Consider the following 20959-nt stretch of genomic DNA (forward strand, 5'->3'; position numbering starts at 1 on the left):
ATTAATTGATGACAGTACCATTCGGTACAGATTTATCAGAATCGGGGTTTAAGAAAGTTAATTTTCCTGAAGCATCCTGTGTCATCAAAATCATGCCTTCACTCAATGTTCCCTTTAGCTTAATCGGTTTAAGATTCACCACAACACTTACTTTTTGACCGATTAATTCTTCAGCTTTATAGTGTTCTGCAATACCTGAAACGATGGTTCTTTCATCAATTCCTGTATCGACTTTCAGAACCATCAACTTTTTAGTTTTAGCTTTTTTCTCTGCTGAAATGATAGTTCCTACTCTCAAGTCCAGTTTTGAAAAATCTTCAAACGTGGCTTCTTCTTTTTGGGGTTCTAGTTTTGTTTCTTCTTCTGAACCTGCCATTTTGGAAGCTTCAAGTTTATCGACCTGCTTTTGAATGTCTTCATCTTCAATCTTACTGAATAAAAATTCAGCTAAATTGATGTGATGTGCCGCAGGAATTAATTCGTCTAATTTTGAAATATCGCCCCATAATAATGGATGTGAAAACGACTCAAAATTCAGCATATTCTTTAGCTTCTGAGCTGTAAACGGCACAAAAGGCTCACTGATGACGGCTAAGGCTCCAGCGACTTGTAGCGCTACATACATAATCGTAGCCGTGCGTTCTGGATCTGTTTTCTGCAGTTTCCATGGCTCTTCATCAGCTAAGTATTTATTTCCCAGACGCGCCAGATTCATCATCACGCCCTGAGCTTCGCGGAAACGGTATTTTTCAATAGAATCTGAAATGCTTTGCGGAAAGGTTTTGATATCGCTGAGAACTTTTAAATCTGTCTCGGTAAAGCTTGAAGCTTTAGGTACCATGCCTTCGTAATACTTATTAGTAAGCACCACGACTCTGTTGATGAAGTTGCCATAAATCGCCACCAACTCACTATTATTTCTGGTTTGAAAATCTTTCCAAGTGAAATCATTGTCTTTGGTTTCGGGAGCATTGGCGGTAAGGACGTACCTCAGCACATCTTCTTTACCTCCAAAATCTTCCAGGTATTCGTGCAACCAAACCGCCCAGTTTTTGGAAGTAGACAATTTTCTGCCTTCCAAATTCAGAAATTCATTGGCGGGGACATTGTCCGGCAAGATGTAACTGCCTTCCGCTTTAAGCATCACAGGGAAAATGATGCAGTGGAAGACGATGTTGTCCTTCCCAATAAAATGAACCAGCTTAGTGTCTTCATCTTTCCAGTAAGGCTCCCAGTCTTTGCCTTCACGCTCTGCCCATTCTTTGGTGGAAGAGATATAACCAATTGGTGCATCAAACCACACATAAAGGACTTTGCCGTCACCGCCTTCTACAGGAACAGGGATGCCCCAATCCAAATCTCTCGTCACAGCTCTGGCACGTAAACCTTCATCAATCCAGGATTTGCACTGTCCGTAAACATTGGACTTCCAATCTTTTTTATGACCTTTTATAATCCAGTCTTTTAAAAAGTCATCGTATTGATCTAAGGGTAAAAACCAATGCTTAGTGGATTTCATGGTGGGCACATCACCCGTAATCGCCGATTTTGGATTGATCAAATCGGTAGCATTTAAAGATGATCCGCATTTTTCGCACTGATCTCCGTAAGCTTCTTCGTTCCCGCATTTTGGACAGGTTCCCGTCACAAACCGATCGGCTAAAAACTGATTGGCTTTGGCATCATACAATTGCTCAGTCGTTTCTTCGATGAACTTGTTCTTATCGTACATGTTTTGAAAAAACTCAGTGGCGGTATCATGATGAACCTGAGCTGAAGTTCTGGAGTAATTATCAAATTGAATTCCGAAATCCTGGAAAGACTGTTTGATAATAGCATCGTATTTATCCACAATATCCTGAGGACTAACGCCTTCTTTTTTAGCTTTGATGGTAATAGGCACACCGTGCTCGTCACTACCACAAACAAACACCACATCCTCACCTTTCAGCTTTAAGTAGCGTGTATAAATATCTGCGGGCACATACACGCCGGCCAAATGGCCAATGTGTATAGGGCCGTTGGTATATGGCAAAGCAGCCGTAATCGTATAGCGTTTTGGATTTTTCATAGTCTAAATATTCTTAACCACAAATGTAATAAACGCTGTTACATTAAAAGACAAAGGATATTGTATAATATCATTCAATAAAAACTTTCAATTTTCTATATATATATATATTTGAGCCTAACTAAAAAATCTCTTATGAAACTTATCCACAAAACATTGCTCATCGCATTTGCTTCCACCTTGATTTTGTCGTGTAGCAACGATGATGATAACATCGACAATTCAAATTCACTTTCAGAAGAAGAATTCAAATCTAAGATTGTTGGCGTCTGGCGAATCTATTCAGTTATTGAAGATGGTGAGGAATTCCAAAATGAGGGTTGTATCACCAACACCACTTTTGAATTTACACAAAACAATGAGTTTCTGGCTGATTATTCTGTAGATGACGATAACAATCCAGGAGAGTGCATTGAAAGTTCAGTTGAAGACACATGGTCTTACCTGGGAAATAGTCAAATTGAAAGCCCAGCTTTTGATAGAGTTACAGATGTTCAGTTTGAAGGTGATGATAGAATGCTTCTCCCAAGTCCTGAAACTGAAGACGAACCATACACTCAGGTGTTATTAAGAGTAGAATAAACAAAAATTCTTATGGTAAAAGTACATTACACACTAATTCTCCTGCTATTTCTAACTTTCCAAATTTCTGCTCAAGACCAAAGTGAGGCTTCCCAAATAAGCGTCGAAAAATCCATTTATGGCATCCAGACTGGATTTTTAGGCGCTTGGGTATACAATGAAAGTCGACTGGCAGATGAATTTGCCTTGCGGAGTCAGGTGGGATTTGATTTTAGAATTGAAGGTGTTGGACAGTTTGAATCTGCTGGACCAAATAATGATATTTATGGCATATTACATTTAAGCTTAGAACCCAGATGGTATTATAATCTAGAGAAAAGACTTGAAAAAGGAAAGTCGATTGATCGTAATAGTGGAAACTTCTTATCCTTTTATATCCTGGGTAATTTTGATGATGTATCATTTACAAGTAACGACAGATTAAGAAGTATTGATCAAATTAGTTTCATACCAAAATGGGGAATTCGCAGAAGTCTAGGTAAGCATTTTAATTATGAAGCTGGAATTGGTTTTGGGTATGTGCGTTATATAAATGGAACAGCTTTAAATAATCAAGGCGGTATATTTGCATCAGGTACAAAAGGTAATTTTACTGCCGACATCCACCTAAGAATTGGGTTGGATTTATAGGATTTAAGTATTTTAGCCAACCAAACTATAAACCATGATCCAACCTCCTCAACTTCAAAAAGGCGATAAAATTGCGATTGTTGCTACTGCAAGATTCATTACTAAAAAAGATCTGCAACCTGCAGTGGAGGTATTAAAAACCTGGGGTTTGATACCTGTTTTAGGAACTAGTGTTGGTTTGGTAGACCATCAATTCGCAGGAAGTGATTTTGAGCGAGCTGAAGATTTTCAAAATCAAATCAATGACCCCGACATCAAAGCCATTTGGTTTGCCAAAGGTGGTTATGGATCGATCAGGCTATTGGATTTAGTTGATTTTTCAAAACTAAAAACCCAGCCTAAGTGGCTCATTGGCTATTCAGATGTGACTGCGATTCATTTGCACTTGCAAAGTTTGGGCATTGCCAGTCTTCATGCACAAATGGCTTCTGCCATCGAAACCCGCTCGGCTTCAACTTCAGATGAACTTAAAAAAGCTTTGTTTGGTAAAAAACTTCATATTGAATACGTTTCCAGACATCCGAATCAAGTGAACGGTGAAGTGAAAGCAGAAGTACTGGGCGGTAATCTATCGGTATTATATTCAGTAATTGGAAGTCAAAGCATGCCGAGTTTTAAAAATAAGATTTTGTTCATCGAAGACCTTGACGAATACCTTTACCACATCGATAGGATGATGCAAAATTTGAAACGTAGCGGACTATTGAGTCAAATTTCTGGACTGATTGTGGGTGGAATGACCGACATGAATGACAACACCATTCCGTTTGGTAAAACGGCTGAAGACATCATTTTTGAAGCGGTGAAAAACCTCAATATTCCTGTGGCTTTTAATTTTCCTGCAGGTCATGTTCACACCAACTTACCTCTCATTTTAGGGCAAAAGGCACACCTCAAGGTGAATTCCAGTCGAGTAAATTTAAGGTTTTAATCGGCGTCTAACTTATTGAATAATAAAAGTTTAAAGCTTGTTGTTAATTGAAAAATAGCAATACCTTCGTCTTATAAACTCTTAAACACTATGATGAAAAATGTAATGTTAGGAATGCTTATTCTGTTTTTTACAAGTATAATGTTCTCGTCTTGTCGCGACACTAAAACTGAGACTAAAGAAGTTAAGGTTGAAACCACAGAAACGAAGAGAGCGATAGAACGTGCAGGAGAAAAAGTGGATTCTAAAGTCAATGACGAAATTGACAAGGCCATTGATAAAATCGATGACTAAATAGTATACTTCATAGGCTCGAACAAATTGTTCGAGCTTTTTTTTAATACCGATTTACATTGATTTAGATTATCGTCTCTGTATATATTTTAATAAACTTCACCCTACCATTTCATAAGACTTTTTCCCTCTTATTCCTTGTGTGAAGTTATTACAAAGCAAATTTTACATACTAATTTATCTTTAAGTATCTTAGAACTGAATTTAAATGTTGTATTACCAATGGCACAGCATAACGAATTGGGTAAAAGCGGTGAAAAAGACGCGGTCAATTTCCTTAGAAATAAGGGCTATGACATCCTGGAAACCAATTTTGTTTACGATAAAGCTGAAGTCGACATCATCGCCAAATCTGGAGATTATTTGGTCGTAGTGGAAGTAAAAACAAGAAGCACACCAGACTTTGGCGACCCTCAGGATTTTGTAAAACCAGCACAAATTAAACGCCTAGTAAAAGCTGTTGATTATTATGTGAATGAGAAAGGTTTGGACCTGGAAGTAAGATTTGATATTGTGGCCATTATTAAAAATAAATTAGGAAAACGTATAGAGCATTTGGAAGATGCTTTTTATTACTTTGAATAAAATTTGATGCTATGAGTAACCCCATTTTAAAAATAAAAGAACTTGGCTTCCAGTGGGAAACCAAAGATCCGTTTATGTTTTGTGCCTTTCATCAGGACCAGTTTCCTAAAGGCGAAGCTAACTTAGGCCCTTCCAAAGAGGCTTTGAAAGGCCGGTTTCTCGGCAACGATTTTCAAAAAAAAGACGGCTGGAGAATGTATCACGGACAGGAAGTGCCTGGCTTTCCTTACCACCCACATGCTGGTTTTGAAACCATAACTCTGGTCGAAAAAGGCTATGCCGATCACTCTGACTCTATGGGCGCCAAAGGCCGCTTCGGACAGGGCGATGCGCAGTGGATGACCGCTGGCAAAGGCGTGCTACATTCTGAGATGTTTCCATTGGTGCATCAGGACAAAGAAAATCCGTTGCTATTGTTTCAAATTTGGTTGAATTTACCCAAGCGTTCTAAAAAAGTAGAGCCGCATTACAAGATGCTCTGGCATGAGGATATTCCGATAGTTGAAGAACAGGACGAGAACGGAAAAGCTATCAAAGTCAAAGTTATCGCTGGAAGTTATAAGTCTGAAAAAGCCTTAGAACCGACTCCAGATTCTCTGGCAGCAGAAGATAAAAACGACATCCAGGTGTGGAGAATCACCTTGGAAGCTGGTGCTGAATTCACCCTTCCTGCTGGCGATGCCGATAGCAATCGGGTGTTGTTTTTCTATGAAGGTGAAGAGCTAAAAACGGAAGGCTTTGAAATTCCTGAAGGACATTCGTTAGACCTGGACGCCTCACAAGAATTGAAATTAGTCAACGGAAATAAAAAAGCTGAATTGCTTTTACTTCAAGGAAAACCCATCAACGAACCTGTGGTACAACAAGGCCCTTTTGTAGCCAATACACGTGAAGAAATGAATGGCATCATCGGCGAATACCAGCGCACGCATTTTGGTGGCTGGCCCTGGCCAAAAGCTGAATTCACTCATGGCGACAGTGGCCGTTTTGCCTTATTTGCCGACGGGAGTTTGGTGGAAAAATAAGCCTCACCCAGAACTGCCTTAAAAAGGCAGTTCTAGCCTTATGCATTCCTCTCGCTCCGCTCGTCGGATGCAAGAGGAGAGGTATTTCCAACACTTGATATTAAAACCGATCTCATGAAAAGAATCTTTCTTCTCTTAGTTATAAGTATCAGCTTGGCATCTTGCTCAGAGCTATTCCTGGACGATGATATTGATTATCCAGATACCGGGGAACCTGCTACTTTTTATGAAATTAACGTAGGTAATTCAAACTCTGGTTTTGGTAATAATGTAGTCGAGACAAGTTTAGGAGAATACCGTCATGACCAAAGCTCCAGTTTTAAAATACAAGCTCAAAATTTCAAAATAAGTGAGCTAGACAGAAATCCAGATACTGGTGAGATTATCTATACATACCAACCCGAAGAAGGCTACCTCGGCGAAGATTATGTTGAAATTCTTGCCCCTACTGATAGAAACGGAAACCAGGTTTTTGAAACTAAGACCTATACGTTTCAAATCAATGTAAGTCGATAAATTTTCAAAACTGCTTTTTACGTAAACATATTTTATATTTGTACGTAAAATATGGTTTATATGGATAAGAAACTAACTTTAAGCTTAGATGAACGTATAATTGAAGCTGCAAAGCTTTACGCAAAGTCAAATAAAACCAGTCTTTCCAAACTCATAGAATCTTATTTAAATTCTCTATCAGGTAAAACTAAACCGTCAGAGATTACACCTCTCGTAGAAAGCCTTAGTGGAGTCATTTCAATAGATGATAATTTTGACGAAAAGGAAGAATATACTCGCTTTTTAATAGAGAAATATAAATGAAAAAGCTATTGATTGACACCAATATCGTTATTGATTTACTCTCTAAAAGAAAAGGATTTGATGACGATGCTGCTCAATTATTTTCTAAAGCAGATCAGGACAAGCTTAAGTTAACCATATTATCGTTAACCTTTGCAAACACAAATTACATACTGAGCAAGTTGAGATCTACGAAAGACGCCAAAGAAATACTACGAAAGTTTAAGGTACTAGTAGAACTTTTGCCATTGAATGATAAAATCACAGAGCTTGCCCTCAGCGATGAAAGCTTTCCTGATTTTGAAGATGGACTTCAATATTATTCAGCTCTAGAAAATGATGTTGATGTAATCATCACTAGAAACAAAAAGGATTTTAAAAGCTCAAAACTACCTGTCTTAACTTCAAAAGAGTTTTTAGCAAGCTTTTAAAGCTTTACTTATTCTTCCAGTTATCCCTCAGCGTTACCGTTCTATTAAACACTAGCTTCTCTGATGTAGAATCTCTGTCCACACAGAAATACCCAATGCGTTGAAACTGAAATTTATCTTCAGCCTTCGCCGATTTTAAATAAGGCTCCACGTAAGCTTTACTGACTTCCAAAGATTCAGGATTGACGAAGTCTAAAAAGTCTTTATCCTTATCGGCAGTGGGATCTTCCACTGTAAACAATCTGTCGTACAGTCTTACCTCAGCTTCCACAGCATGTGGAATAGACACCCAGTGCAAAGTGCCTTTCACCTTACGCTTAGAGGCTTCCGTGCCGCTTCCGCTTTTACTTTCAGGATCGTAAGTGCAATGGACTTCCAGAACTTTACCGTTTTCATCTTTAATAACATCTTCAGCTTTGATGATGTAGGCGTTTTTCAATCGAACTTCCTTACCTAATTTCAATCGGAAAAACTTTCTATTGGCTTCCTCTCTAAAATCTTCCTGCTCGATGTACAATTCTCTGGAAAAAGGAACTTCGTGTTCGCCTGCAGATTCATCTTCAGGATTATTTTCGGCAGTGAGCCACTCCTCTTTGCCTTCGGGATAATTGGTAATGACCACTTTCAAAGGATCCATAACACCCATCACTCGCGGCGCTTTTTTGTTGAGATCGTCTCTCACACAAAACTCCAAATGCGCCACATCTATCATGTTTTCACGTTTGCCGATGCCAATGCTATCCGCAAAAGTTCTGATGGATTCTGGCGTATAACCCCGTCTTCTCAATCCGGAAATCGTTGGCATTCTGGGATCATCCCAAGAGGTGACAATATTTTGTTCCACAAGCTGAGCTAACTTTCGTTTGCTTACAATGGTATGACTCAAGTTACGTCTGGCAAACTCGCGTTGTTTGGGAACTAGTTCTCCTGGCTTGCTCAAGCGTTCTACAAACCAGTTATAAAGCTCGCGGTGGGGTAAAAATTCCAGCGTACAAAACGAATGAGATACCGATTCAATAAAATCAGATTCGCCATGGGCCCAGTCGTACATCGGGTAAATCATCCAGTCGTTTCCTGTGCGGTGATGTGCTTTGTGCAAACACCTGTACATCACAGGATCCCGCATAATCATATTGGGCGAAGCCATATCAATTTTAGCACGGAGCACGTGGGCTTTTTCGCCAGTTTCTCCGTTCTTCATGGCTTCAAAAAGCTGTAAGTTGTCTTCCACAGAGCGATCTCTGTAAGGACTCGCCGTTCCTGGTTGTGTTGGTGTTCCTTTTTGAGCGGCAATCTCTTCAGACGACTGGCTATCCAAATACGCATCACCAGCCTTTATCAACTCTACCGCCCAGTCGTACAACTGCTGAAAATAGTCTGAAGCATAACATTCCTCCGCCCATTTAAAGCCCAGCCACTTTACATCACTTTTGATGGAATCCACATACACGGTCTCTTCCTTCAACGGATTGGTATCATCAAATCTTAAATTGACGGGTGCATTATATTTGAGACCCAAACCAAAGTTCAGGCAAATCGAAGACGCGTGTCCAATATGCAAAAAACCGTTAGGCTCAGGAGGGAAGCGAAATTTCAAGTCGCTTACGGTATAGTCGGTTTTCAAATCCTCTTCAATGATTTGCTCAATGAAATTCAAAGATTTTTTCTCTTCAGACATAATTCAAATTTAAGTTACAAATTTACTCAAATTCACGATGCTATAAAGAGTAGGCGGAATAAGATTTTTTCTGATTTTGGGTTTTGGTAGGTTAATGTTTAGAATAAGCTAGCTTAAAGCCTTCAAATCACTTTAACCTCTAGCTGGGCAGGTAGTTTCAACTGAAGGGTTTGCGATAGGATTGAAAGTTTTGTTAGTAAAGGCTCTAAAACATTTAATTCTAAAAAAAGTGTTTGTAAGGTTTCTTAAATTTTAGCCATAACCATATCTTTATAGATCGATAGTCGAAGTATCGAGATGTGGCTTGTTCTCGACTGAGTTTATGCTGAAGTATTGAAGTACTCGAACCTAAACATGACATATATAGATAGTAGCTCAATTACGGGCAACAATGCATTGTAATAAACTAAAAAATCAACGCCAATCCAGAAAGCGATAAGATGACTAGCAACATTCTTTTAAACTGTACTTCATTGATTTTTGGAAAGAATTTTATACCCAAAAATTGAGCTAAAAAGAAAACTGGCAAAACCATTACACTCATTTGCAAATGCTGCAGATTTAAAGCACCGCTGACGCTCAATGCAGGAATCCGGATGAGCGTGATTAAAGCTAATACGCCAATCATGGTTGCTCTAAACGTTTTGGCTTCCTTTACTGTGTTTTTTACACTGATAACATAAAGCGGACCCCCAGTAGAAAAGACACCAGAGAAAAATCCACCCATCATCCCAAAAGTCCAGTTAGCTTTTTTACCTAAAGCTAGCTCTTTCTTTCCGAGGAGTACATATCCAACGTATAGTAGAATAAAAACACCTAGTCCTGTTTGCAAAATGACAGGTTTGGAATACGTAAGCACTACTATTCCCAGGACAACGCCTATCAAGGACGCCAGAATAAGCCTCACAATGGCATCTTTATCTATGTTGCGCCATTCTTTGTACACCATGTATGAACTTGAAAATAAATAAAAAATAGAAACATAGGCGATAGCATCCGGCAATTTTACCGCAAAAAGAAGAATAGGCAAAGCCACCAGAGAACCTGCAAAACCGACTAAAGACTGAACAAAAAACCCGCAAAATATCGCAATGGCGAGGATAATCAAGACGTATAATTCCAAATCTTTTCTCGTTTTTTCTAAAAGCGCAAATTTAAATTATCGAACTTGCTTTGTGAAAGCGAATCAACGGCTAAGCCAATTGATTATCGAATTAAACAAGTATTTTTACTCTAAAACACTAGATTCAATGGTAGACGAAATAGATTTCAAGATAATCGATGTTTTAAAAACAAACTCAAGACTCTCTTACGCTGAAATTGGAAAACAAATCTCCCTTTCTCCTTCTTCTGTAAGAGAAAGAGTGAAAAAGATGGAAGATTCAGGATTGATAAAGGGATACACGCTCCAGCTTAACCAAAGTCTTATAGGCAACAATCTGGAAGCTTTCATTATGCTAAAAATCTTTAGCGGAAGGCTTAAGGCAGTTTTGGTTGAAATTGAGTCTTATCCAGAAGTTAAGGAAGCCTTTAGAATTACGGGACAGCATAATTTGTACATCAGGATAGCCTTAAAAGACCAGCTTCACCTGCAACAGTTTATAGATAAACTCGTGAATTTTGGTGAACCTACTACCCATTTAATTCTTTCTAGGATAGGAGAAGGGAATTACTGATTCTGAGTTTTCGATAAAAAATACGTTTTTAAACTAAAGTCAATTGAATACCTAACTTCTTAATCTCCTGAGCCAAAGTATCACTGATTCCGGAATCTGTGATAATGTGATGTATTTCTGAAAGATCACAAATCTTACCAAAGCCTTTTCTATTAAACTTTGAAGAATCGGCAAGGACAATCACTTTTTGAGCAGATGCTATCATTTTCTTATTCAGCATCGCTTCTTCAAGACTAGTAGTGGTACAGCCATGATTAATATCAATTCCATCGACGCCTAGAAACAAAAGATTACAAGAGATATTTTCAAGCACAGCTTGAGAAAAATGTCCCGTCACAGAAGACGAGCTGTGTCTTACTGTTCCACCCAATTGTAAAATATCGTAATAAGGGGATTTGGTTAATTCCAAAGAAACATTCAAAGATGATGTGGTGATATTGAGCTGTTCTTCAATGGTCAATGCTTTTGCTAGGGCTTGCATTGTAGTACCAGAAGCAATCATAATAGAGTCATTTGGCTTGATCAACTCTACAGCCGCTTTTGCAATAGCTTCTTTTTCGGTCACATTAAGTTTCTCCTTTTCACTAACGTGCCTGTCAATGATATAAGGATTTTGAGAAGTAGCTCCACCATGTGTTCTAAATAATAAACCCTTGTCTTCAAGAAATTTCAAATCCTTTCTTATCGTTACAGCGGAGACTTCAAATAAGTCACATAAATGTTGCACACTTACATAGTTGTCTTTGTCTAGCTGTTCTAATATTGACTTATGGCGTTTCACTTTTGTTTCGTTTTGTTGCAACAAATATAGAAAGATAATGCAAGGGTTTAATGGCTTAACAAGGCTTTTATGAAAAACTCATCTTATTTATATTTCGATTTATTATTATTTTTGTCATTTTACTTTCGTTTTGTTATATTTTTATTACATTTGTTATGTATTCGAAATAAAACAAAATGAAAGCGGAGAGAATTTTTGACAGAAAAAACCTTATAGATGAAGCAAAACAGGTAGACGAATTTGATGTTATTGTGATTGGCGGAGGATCTACAGGCCTAGGTATTGCTTTAGATAGTGTAACTAGAGGTTACAAAACATTACTTCTAGAGCAGTTGGATTATGCCAAAGGCACCTCAAGCCGGAGCACGAAGCTTGTTCACGGCGGTGTTAGATATTTGGCACAGGCCAATTTTTCATTAGTTACAGAAGCATTGAAAGAGCGTGGTCTATTGGAACAAAATGCGCCCCATCTCGTTAAAAATCAAACCTTTTTAATTCCTAACTATAAATGGTGGGAAGGTGCTTATTACACTCTCGGTCTCAAAGCCTATGATTTTCTTGCAGGAAAATTAAGTCTTGGTGCATCTAAACACGTTAGCAAAGACGAAACAATTCGAAAGCTACCCACAATTCAAAAGGATAAACTTAAAGGAAGTGTAAGTTATCGAGATGGTCAATTTGATGATTCCAGATTAGCTATCAATATTGCACAAACTGCGATAGAAAAAGGTGGCTCACTACTGAATTACTTTAAAGTAAATAATCTAACCAAAAATACAAATGATAAAGTATCTGGCGTTATTGCCATCGATCAAGAAACTCATAAAGAGCATACATTTAAAGGTAAATCAGTAATAAATGCTACTGGAGTTTTTGCAGATGACATTTTACAGATGGATAAGCCTGGTGCGAAAAAAAGAATTCAACCCAGTCAAGGGGTTCACCTTGTTTTTGATAAAAGTTTCCTTCCAAGTGAAGACGCTATTATGATTCCAAAAACAGATGACGGCAGAGTACTTTTTGCTGTGCCCTGGCACGATAAGGTTATTGTGGGAACTACAGATTTAATGGTAGATAAGCACTCCACAGAGCCCAATGCAACTGAAAATGAAGTTGACTTTATCCTTGAAACTTTCAATAGATTTATTGAGAAGAAGGCAACAAGAGAAGATATTAAAAGTATTTATGCGGGCTTAAGACCTCTCGCTGCTCCAGAAGATGAAACTGGTAAGACGAAAGAAATCTCGAGAGGGCACAAAATTTTGGTATCCGACACGGGTTTGGTTTCCATTACTGGAGGAAAGTGGACAACCTATAGAAAAATGGCGGAAGATACTTTAGATAAAGTTATCGAATTAGGTAAACTATCTAAAAAAGCTTGTGTAACGGAAACGCTCTCTATTCATGGCGCCATGGAAACTGAGGAAAGAAATAATCACCTTTATGTTTATGGAACCGATCAGGCTCATCTGCACAAATTGATCTCAGAAGATTCCAGTCTAGGTGAAAAGGTTCATCCTGACTTGGAGTATTTGAATGTGGAAGTGCTTTGGGCAGCCAGACATGAAATGGCAAGAACCGTAGAAGATGTGCTAGCTAGACGGGTAAGAGTTCTGTTCTTAGATGCCAAAAAATCTATCGAAATGGCGCCAAAAGTAGCTGAAATTTTAGCTAAGGAACTCAACAAAGACAAGCAATGGATCAACCAACAGATTGACGACTATAACACTCTAGCTAAAGGTTATAGTTTATAACCATCCTTCAAGCTGGCAGTATCAAATTCAGTATAAATTTTAAAAATCATCATTTATGGAAAAATACATTTTAGCTTTAGACCAGGGTACAACAAGTTGTCGGGCAATTGTCTTCGATAAAAAAGGAGAAATATATTCTGTTGCCCAAAAAGAGTTTACCCAATATTTTCCTAAGCCAGGCTGGGTGGAACACGACCCATTAGAAATCTGGTCCAAACAGGCAGGTGTTGCTGCTGAAGCAACTACCAAAAAAGGGCTAAATGGGAAAAATATAGCTGCAATGGGAATCACCAATCAACGTGAAACCGTTGTGGTATGGGATAAAAATACAGGCGACCCTATATACAATGCTATCGTTTGGCAGGACAAGCGAACTTCAGAATATTGCGATCAGCTTAAAGCTGAAGGTAAAGAAAAAATGATTCAGGAAAAAACAGGCTTAATCATCGATGCTTATTTTTCTGGCACTAAAGTAAAATGGATTTTGGATAATGTAGAAGGTGCCAGAGAAAAAGCAGAAGCTGGCGACCTCATCCTTGGAACAATAGATTCGTGGATTATCTGGAATTTTACTAAAGGAGAATTGCATGTGACCGATGTGACTAATGCTTCCAGAACCATGCTTTTCAACATCAATACTATGGAATGGGATGATGATTTATTGGAATTATTTAATATTCCTAAAACTATGCTTCCAGAAGTGAAGGACTCAAGTGAGGTTTATGGTCATACCAAAACCACCGTTTTTGCATCAAAAATTCCTATTGCGGGAATTGCTGGGGACCAAATGGCAGCGCTGTTCGGACAGATGTGTACAGAAAAAGGGATGGTAAAAAGCACTTACGGTACAGGATGTTTTATGTTGATGAATATTGGAGATCAACCCATTATTTCAAAAAACAAATTATTGACCACAGTCGCTTGGAGAATTAATGGCAAGACTCAATACGCTTTGGAAGGCAGCATTTTTATAGGAGGTGCTGTTGTGCAATGGTTACGCGATGGCTTAGGAGTCATCAAAAGGTCTAACGACGTAGAACATCTAGCAACTTCTGTAGAATCCTCTGACGGTGTGTATTTTATTCCTGCGTTTGCTGGACTTGGAGCCCCGTACTGGGACCAAGATGCAAAAGGAAGCATATTTGGAATTACCCGCGGAACAACAGATGCCCATATTGCGAGAGCTTCTTTGGAAGCCATCGCCTACCAAACTATGGACATCCTAAAAGCTATGGAAGCTGATTCCGAAATCGATATAGAAGAATTGAGAGTAGATGGTGGAGCAACGGTCAACAATATGTTGATGCAATTTCAATCTGATGTTTTAAACACTACAACGATAAGGCCAAAAATAACAGAAACCACCGCTTTAGGTGCCGCCTATCTCGCAGGACTGGCGGTTGGATTTTGGCAAAATATGGAAGAAATTCAATCCATATGGAGAGAAGACATCAAGTTTCAACCTACAGAAAATCAAAACGACATCCAGGAAGGAATCAAAGGCTGGTACAGAGCTATAGATGCCTTGCAATCTTGGAGTAAATCCAAATAATTATGACTCCATTTATAGCTGAAATTTTAGGAACAGGACTTCTAATTCTTTTAGGAGGAGGCGTGGTTGCCAGTTCTGTATTGAAGGATACTAAAAGTAGCGGATCTGGTTGGATGGTGATAACCACAGGCTGGGCTATGGGTGTTTTTATTGGCGTTTTTATTTCTGCACCTTACAGTGGAGCACATATCAATCCCGCTGTAACTCTGGCGCTGGCGATAGAAGGAAGTTTTCCTTGGCAAGAAGTGCCTGTATATATTATCGCTCAGCTGATAGGAGCCATGTTAGGATCTGGAACTGTTTATGTGCTTTTTAAAGATCACTTTGACGCCACAGACAACCCTGCTGGAAAACGCGCCATCTTTTGTACAGATCCAGCTATACCCAATAGGTTTAGGAATTTACTAAGTGAAATTATAGGGACATTTGTTCTTATTATCGCTGTCTTTTTTATCACAGGAGCAGAAATTCAAAGTGAAGAAGGCGTTCCGGTGGGATTAGGCGCTGTTGGTGCAATTCCCATCGCTTTTGTGGTTTGGAGTATTGGTTTATCTCTTGGAGGCTTAACAGGATATGCTATAAATCCTGCCCGAGATTTAGGTCCAAGGATCATGCATTTTATACTTCCTATTAATGGAAAAATGCATAGTAACTGGTCTTACAGTTGGATTCCAGTTGTTGGTCCTTTTATAGGGGCTGCCCTTGCCACATTTCTTCATTTAATCCTAAGTTAAAAGATATATTTATGGTGTACAATATCAGAAAATACAGTCTGATTGGATTCCTCTTTGCATTTACTTCGGTTTATGCACAAGGAGATGATCGATCAATTCCAGATTTGATTCCGAAGGATAGTTTAGAAACTGAGGATAAATATCGCCCTTTCGAATTCAATCTCACTGTCAAAAACATGCATTTATGGAGAGGCTATCGTGTAACAGATGAAGCCATGACAGCAGCAAATGTATATTACACTTCAAAAAGCGGGAAGTTTGAAGCTGGACTTTGGGGTGGTGTTGGTTTCGCAGGAAATTATACTGAGTTTGATTACTACATATCCTTCAGCCACGAAACCTGGACGTTTGCCATTTGGGATATCAATAACTACACAGATTTTCCTGATGCACAAATTTTTAATTATGACAGAGCAGAAACCTCACACTTCATCGATGTTTCTGTTACATATGCTTTTGAGAATTTCCCACTACAAACCTCATGGAGCACTATCGTACAGGGAAGGGACACTTACGTCAATTCCAGCGGAGACTTAAGAAATGCCTTTACCAATTATGTGGAAGCTTCCTATATAGTAACAGATGGTAAAGATTGGAACCTTAGCCTTTACGTTGGTGCAGCCTTTTCATTTGTAAGTGACAATCATTTTTATGGAGATAAAACTGGCTTCAATAATTATGGCGCTACCTATTCCAAAACCTTAAAGGTCTTTGACCGGTATTCCATCCCAGTTTCTGCAACAGTCATGTGGAACAGTCTGCAGGATTATGGTGCTTTACAAGTGGCTGTAAATCTTTTTTAAATGTTTGATTTCTGGTGATTTTGGGCTTACATAGATTAAAAATGTAAAGCAAGTTAACTTCAAACTAAATAATCACTTGAAACTTACGTCCTGTTTTTAAAGATTCAACTGAAGGTTTTACAATAAGTTTTAATGCTTAGAGATTTGAATAAATTAAATACAAAAGCCCCTTCAATTTGAAAGGGCTTTGTAAATAAAATTAAACTGTAATTACTTAAGTTCGACAACCAGATCATCTGCATATACCATAATTCCAGGTTTAAGCTCAATATTACTCACTTCACCTTCCGCATTGGCAGTAACGGTTGTTTCCATTTTCATAGCTTCGATGATAAATAAGGGTTGGTTTTTCTTCACCTTATCCCCTTTTTTCACAAGTATGTCTGTAAGTGAGCCCTGAAGCGGCGCCCCAATCTGTTTTTCATCAGACTTATCTGCTTTTTTGTGAGAAACCTTTTCAACTTTTACATTTTCATCTCTAACCTGGATATTTCGCGTTTGTCCATTAACCTTAAAGAAAACAGTAGCCATTCCATCATCATCAGTTCTTCCTACAGAAACAAGCGTAATCAGCAAAGTTTTTCCGCGGTCAAGTTCTACAACAATTTCTTCTCCTGGTTCCATTCCGTAGAAAAAATTCTTGGTTGGAATATTAAAAACACTACCATACTTAAGGTGATGATTGTAAGCTTCTGTAAATACTTTTGGATACAATTTATAAGATAAAAAGTCTGTAAACTCTAACACTCTATCCATGTCGTCCGAAAATATATTTTGAAATTCTTTGAATTCTTTCTCAAAATCAACTGGCTCCAAATGTGCGTTAGGTCTATCTGTGTATGGCTTTTCTCCTTTTAAAATGATCTTCTGTATTTTCTCAGGAAAACCACCAACTGGCTGACCCAAATCTCCTTTGAAAAAACTCACCACAGACTGTGGAAAAGAAAGATTCTCCCCATCTTTTAAAACATCTTCAATACTTAGGTTATTACTGACTAGATATTGAGCCATGTCACCAACCACTTTAGAGCTTGGAGTTACCTTGATGATGTCTCCGAAAAGCTCATTCACCTTAGCATACATATCTGTGATCTCATGGAATCTATCGGCAAGACCTAATGATTCTGCCTGTGGCTTCAAATTGGAATATTGCCCTCCTGGAATTTCATGCTTATACACTTCACCCGTTCCAGATTTTAATCCAGACTCAAATGGGTAATAGTAAGTTCTCACCTGTTCCCAGTAGATAGAGTATTCGTTGAGCTTTTCGGTATCCATTTTATTTTCTCTTGGGTGATATTTCAACACTTCGAGCAGAGAATTAAAATTGGGTTGCGAAGTTAATCCAGACAAGCCTCCAAGCGCAACATCAACGACATCTACACCAGCTTCAATAGCATTGAGATATGTAGACGCTTGCATTGACGAAGTATCATGAGTATGCAAATGAATAGGAATCTTGACTTCAGATTTTAAAGCAGACACTAATTCCTTCGCTGCATTTGGCTTGAGCAATCCAGCCATATCTTTTATTGCCAAGATGTGGGCTCCAGCATTTTCAAGATCTTTAGCTAACTGAGTATAATATTTTAAAGTGTATTTGGTTCGGTTAGGATCCATAATATCACCCGTGTAGCACATCGAAGCTTCAGCTAAACCACCTGTATTTTTTCTCACATATTCTATACAGGGAGCAATAGATTTCATCCAGTTTTGAGAATCGAAAATTCTAAAGATATCGATACCATTTTCCCAGGATTCTGTCACAAATCGCTCTATTAAGTTGTCTGGATAAGCGGTATAACCCACACCATTGGAACCTCTTAGAAGCATTTGCAATAAAATATTTGGCATTGCTTTTCTTAAAAGTTTGAGTCGCTCCCATGGATTTTCTTTCAGAAATCGCATACAAACATCAAAGGTCGCTCCGCCCCAAACTTCCATGCTGAAAATTTCAGGATGAGATTTAGCATAATTTTCTGCGACTTTTTGCATGTCATAAGTTCGCATACGTGTTGCCAGCAAACTCTGATGTCCATCTCGCATAGTTGTATCTGTGAAATGAATTTTCTTCTCATTAGATAACCACTTCGAAAATTCTTCTGGGCCAAGTTCTGTCAATAAATCTTTTGTGCCTTTTTGATGAGGCTCTGTCTTAGCTGTTCTAGGAACTTCAGGTTTTAAAAAATTCGGATTATCAACAGTATGTTTTACGTCTGTATTTCCATTGACCGTTATATCGCCTAAGAAATGAACCATTTTGGTAGCTCGGTTTCTAGGCTCTTTGATGTTGAAAAGTTCAGGTGTGTTTTTAATATAATTCACTGTTACTTTTCCTTCACGAAAAGTCGCATCTTTCAATATATTATCGAGGAAAGCCATGTTGGTTTTCACCCCACGCACTCTAAATTCTGCCAAGGCACGACGCATTTTTCTACAAGCATCATCCAAAGTTCTGCTGCTTGCAGATACTTTCACCAGCATCGAATCGAAGAATGGTGAAATCTTCACCCCTTGGTAAACACTTCCGGCATCTAGGCGAATTCCAAACCCTGAAGCACTTCTGTAAGTCGTAATTGTCCCATAATCTGGCTTGAAGTCGTTTTTAGGATCTTCTGTAGTAATTCTACATTGAACTGCATATCCATTTATAGAAACCGATTCTTGGTTAGGGAGCTTTATTTCTTCATCGGATAGTTTGTAATTATCGGCAATATAAAGTTGAGTTTTAATCAGATCTATCCCTGTCACCACTTCAGTCACTGTATGTTCAACTTGGACACGTGGATTCACTTCAATAAAATAAATACTTCCGTCATCATCCACAAGAAATTCTACGGTTCCAATGTTGTTATAGTTTACCGCATTACAAATTTTAACAGCATATTTATAAAGATTGTCCTTGACCGTTTCATCTAAATCTTTGGAAGGCGCAAATTCAATTACTTTTTGATAGCGTCGCTGCACAGAGCAGTCTCTTTCAAAAAGGTGAAGGATATTTCCATGATTGTCGGCAACAATCTGGATTTCGATATGCTTTGGATTTTCTATGAATTTTTCAAGAAAAACCGTTTCATCACCGAAGGCATTTTTGGCTTCACGTCTTGATTCGCCGTAAGCATTTTCGAGCTCATCCATACTTCTCAGGACTCGCATTCCACGACCTCCACCACCAGAAGCGGCTTTCAGCATCAAAGGAAAACCAATTCGTTCTGCTTCTTCTGTAGCGATTTCTAGAGAGGTCAAATCCTTTTTGTTGCTTTCAATGATGGGAACCTCATTCTCGATAGCTACTTTTTTAGCGGTTACTTTATCGCCTAAAGATTTCAGAACATCTACTTTAGGCCCTACAAAAACAATATCATTATCTTCACAAGCTTGGGCAAATTTTGCATTCTCAGAAAGAAAACCATAACCAGGATGTATTGCATCAACACCGTTTTCTTTGGCAACACGAATAATTTCGTCGATGTCTAAATAAGGCTTCAGGGGTTCTTTATCATCACCAACTTGGTAAGATTCGTCGGCTTTGTATCTATGTAAAGAATATCTATCTTCATAAGTGTAAATTCCAACTGTTCTTATACCGATTTCTGTACAAGCCCGAAAAATTCTTATAGCAATCTCTCCTCTGTTGGCAACTAAAACTTTTTTGATGTTCATTCTGATATGGTTTATTTAAAATTTAAATTAAGCTAGGTTTTAAAGTTATTAAATAAATTAGTGAACGTCGTAAATTTGTTCTTTTTTTAAAGAAAAGCACTTCAATTAAACTCAAAATGGAAATTCAACTCGAATCACTAGAAAATGAAATACTTTCTATTCATAATCTACTAAAGGAAGGGCAAATAAACCTTATCCTTTTCTACAATACCTATTGCTTAGGTTGTACTGGAAGAGCCATTCCTTTTGCCTATGAATTAACTCGTGAATTTCCTGAAATAAACTTGATTGTCATTCATACCAATTTTGGAAATCAATCCTTTCCTAAAACAGAAATCCTTGACATTTTCACCACCAAAGCCTCACCTTTTGAAATTTACATAGACCCTAAAGCAGAAGCTTATAATTACTTCGAATGCGAAGGCACACCACACTGGATTGTTTTGGATCAAAGCTTAAACCAATACAGAAGTATTTTTGGCTCTCAGGATCAAGCGCAGCAAAGATTATGGTATGCCATTGAATCCTTGAGAAATTAAGATATATTTTGGTTTTAAATCATAATTTCATATTTACAGATTTAATGACTTCTTTAACCTCCTAAACACCTTTAATTCTATCATCAAAAGTCAATCCTCAGGTAAATTATTATCAAAGTAAGAGTGACTATCATTTATAAAATATTGTAAATCAAATTTTTAGTCCAAGTTTTATAATTTACCAATAGTTGAAAAAATTTACTTTCCTTTGAATTGATTCTCATCTTATTGATTAAACACGCTTGTTTTTAAAAAAAATAATTCATAATTTTGACTTAAAATATAACTATTATTAAAGCGAAATTTAACTTAACATTATTATTCTCCATTATCCTTTTTTGGAGTTGCAGAAATAAATCTGACGACAACTTTTTATTTAAAGAAGTCCCTGTAAAAAGAAGCCGTGTCAATTTCAAAAATACGGTCACAGAA

At 38.0% G+C, this 20959-nt stretch carries 20 protein-coding genes; 15 read left to right on the forward strand and 5 right to left on the reverse strand.

The annotated features are described in order from the left end of the window. Position 1: 1 nt before the first annotated feature. Entirely contained in the window at positions 2-2071 is a 2070-nt protein-coding gene (metG, locus tag ACFQ0R_RS03880) for a methionine--tRNA ligase (RefSeq protein ID WP_379657063.1), read from the reverse strand. A 135-nt stretch (positions 2072-2206) separates the two neighbouring features. Here metG and ACFQ0R_RS03885 point away from each other — a divergent pair, with 135 nt between their 5' ends. From ACFQ0R_RS03885 to ACFQ0R_RS03925, 9 genes are all read left to right on the forward strand, one after another. Beyond that, a complete protein-coding gene (locus ACFQ0R_RS03885; RefSeq protein WP_379657064.1) occupies positions 2207-2653 on the forward strand; it encodes a lipocalin-like domain-containing protein in 447 nt (148 codons plus the stop codon). A 12-nt stretch (positions 2654-2665) separates the two neighbouring features. Next, positions 2666-3283 (forward strand): hypothetical protein, encoded by a 618-nt coding sequence (locus ACFQ0R_RS03890; protein ID WP_379657065.1) that lies wholly within the window; start codon positions 2666-2668, stop codon positions 3281-3283. 34 nt (positions 3284-3317) lie between these two features. Continuing rightward, on the forward strand, positions 3318-4214 hold the full coding sequence (locus tag ACFQ0R_RS03895; protein WP_379657066.1) for a S66 peptidase family protein: 897 nt from the start codon (positions 3318-3320) through the stop codon (positions 4212-4214). A gap of 90 nt (positions 4215-4304) precedes the next feature. Continuing rightward, entirely contained in the window at positions 4305-4508 is a 204-nt protein-coding gene (locus tag ACFQ0R_RS03900) for a hypothetical protein (RefSeq protein ID WP_379657067.1), read from the forward strand. A 222-nt stretch (positions 4509-4730) separates the two neighbouring features. Further along, complete coding sequence (locus tag ACFQ0R_RS03905) at positions 4731-5093, forward strand: YraN family protein (RefSeq protein WP_379657068.1); 363 nt, start codon at positions 4731-4733, stop codon at positions 5091-5093. A gap of 11 nt (positions 5094-5104) precedes the next feature. After that, the gene (locus tag ACFQ0R_RS03910) at positions 5105-6118 is read left to right on the forward strand and encodes a pirin family protein (RefSeq protein WP_379657069.1); all 1014 of its coding nucleotides are present in this window, start codon (positions 5105-5107) and stop codon (positions 6116-6118) included. 114 nt (positions 6119-6232) lie between these two features. Then, positions 6233-6634, forward strand: coding sequence for a hypothetical protein (locus ACFQ0R_RS03915; protein WP_379657070.1), 402 nt, complete (start codon positions 6233-6235; stop codon positions 6632-6634). A 60-nt stretch (positions 6635-6694) separates the two neighbouring features. Further along, a complete protein-coding gene (locus tag ACFQ0R_RS03920; protein ID WP_379657071.1) occupies positions 6695-6937 on the forward strand; it encodes a DUF6364 family protein in 243 nt (80 codons plus the stop codon). Next, positions 6934-7347: a type II toxin-antitoxin system VapC family toxin gene (locus ACFQ0R_RS03925; RefSeq protein WP_379657072.1), complete on the forward strand. Its 414-nt coding sequence runs from the start codon at positions 6934-6936 to the stop codon at positions 7345-7347. The genes ACFQ0R_RS03920 and ACFQ0R_RS03925 overlap by 4 nt, the downstream gene beginning before the upstream one ends. 4 nt (positions 7348-7351) lie before the next feature. Here ACFQ0R_RS03925 and ACFQ0R_RS03930 read toward each other — a convergent pair whose 3' ends face one another. Both ACFQ0R_RS03930 and ACFQ0R_RS03935 read right to left on the reverse strand, forming a co-directional pair. Beyond that, the gene (locus ACFQ0R_RS03930) at positions 7352-9025 is read right to left on the reverse strand and encodes a glutamine--tRNA ligase/YqeY domain fusion protein (protein ID WP_379657073.1); all 1674 of its coding nucleotides are present in this window, start codon (positions 9023-9025) and stop codon (positions 7352-7354) included. Between the two features lie 406 nt (positions 9026-9431). Continuing rightward, positions 9432-10148, reverse strand: coding sequence for a sulfite exporter TauE/SafE family protein (locus tag ACFQ0R_RS03935; RefSeq protein WP_379657074.1), 717 nt, complete (start codon positions 10146-10148; stop codon positions 9432-9434). A 127-nt stretch (positions 10149-10275) separates the two neighbouring features. Between ACFQ0R_RS03935 and ACFQ0R_RS03940 the strand changes: the two genes are divergently transcribed. Beyond that, positions 10276-10701 carry an Lrp/AsnC family transcriptional regulator gene (locus tag ACFQ0R_RS03940; RefSeq protein WP_379657075.1) on the forward strand — a complete coding sequence of 142 codons (426 nt, stop codon included), beginning with the start codon at positions 10276-10278 and terminating at the stop codon, positions 10699-10701. Positions 10702-10729: 28 nt separating this feature from the next. Here ACFQ0R_RS03940 and ACFQ0R_RS03945 read toward each other — a convergent pair whose 3' ends face one another. Then, complete coding sequence (locus ACFQ0R_RS03945) at positions 10730-11482, reverse strand: DeoR/GlpR family DNA-binding transcription regulator (RefSeq protein ID WP_379657076.1); 753 nt, start codon at positions 11480-11482, stop codon at positions 10730-10732. Between the two features lie 176 nt (positions 11483-11658). On the opposite strand from ACFQ0R_RS03945, the gene ACFQ0R_RS03950 reads away from it, so the two are divergent. From ACFQ0R_RS03950 to ACFQ0R_RS03965, 4 genes are read left to right on the forward strand one after another with little or no spacing between them, the layout of a single operon-like run. Beyond that, complete coding sequence (locus ACFQ0R_RS03950) at positions 11659-13236, forward strand: glycerol-3-phosphate dehydrogenase/oxidase (RefSeq protein ID WP_379657077.1); 1578 nt, start codon at positions 11659-11661, stop codon at positions 13234-13236. 55 nt (positions 13237-13291) lie between these two features. Beyond that, entirely contained in the window at positions 13292-14788 is a 1497-nt protein-coding gene (glpK, locus tag ACFQ0R_RS03955; protein ID WP_379657078.1) for a glycerol kinase GlpK, read from the forward strand. 2 nt (positions 14789-14790) lie between these two features. Next, a complete protein-coding gene (locus tag ACFQ0R_RS03960; protein ID WP_379657079.1) occupies positions 14791-15522 on the forward strand; it encodes an MIP/aquaporin family protein in 732 nt (243 codons plus the stop codon). An 11-nt stretch (positions 15523-15533) separates the two neighbouring features. Continuing rightward, positions 15534-16325, forward strand: a complete 792-nt coding sequence (locus ACFQ0R_RS03965; protein WP_379657080.1) for a hypothetical protein — start codon at positions 15534-15536, stop codon at positions 16323-16325. A gap of 210 nt (positions 16326-16535) precedes the next feature. On the opposite strand, the gene ACFQ0R_RS03970 is transcribed toward ACFQ0R_RS03965, so the two are convergent. Then, entirely contained in the window at positions 16536-19988 is a 3453-nt protein-coding gene (locus ACFQ0R_RS03970) for a pyruvate carboxylase (protein WP_379657081.1), read from the reverse strand. A 116-nt stretch (positions 19989-20104) separates the two neighbouring features. Between ACFQ0R_RS03970 and ACFQ0R_RS03975 the strand changes: the two genes are divergently transcribed. Continuing rightward, positions 20105-20527 carry a TlpA family protein disulfide reductase gene (locus ACFQ0R_RS03975; protein WP_379657082.1) on the forward strand — a complete coding sequence of 141 codons (423 nt, stop codon included), beginning with the start codon at positions 20105-20107 and terminating at the stop codon, positions 20525-20527. Positions 20528-20959 lie beyond the last annotated feature (432 nt).

Origin of the sequence: Psychroflexus salinarum (genome assembly GCF_042677225.1) — a bacterium.
Taxonomy (GTDB): Bacteria; Bacteroidota; Bacteroidia; order Flavobacteriales; family Flavobacteriaceae; genus Psychroflexus; species Psychroflexus salinarum.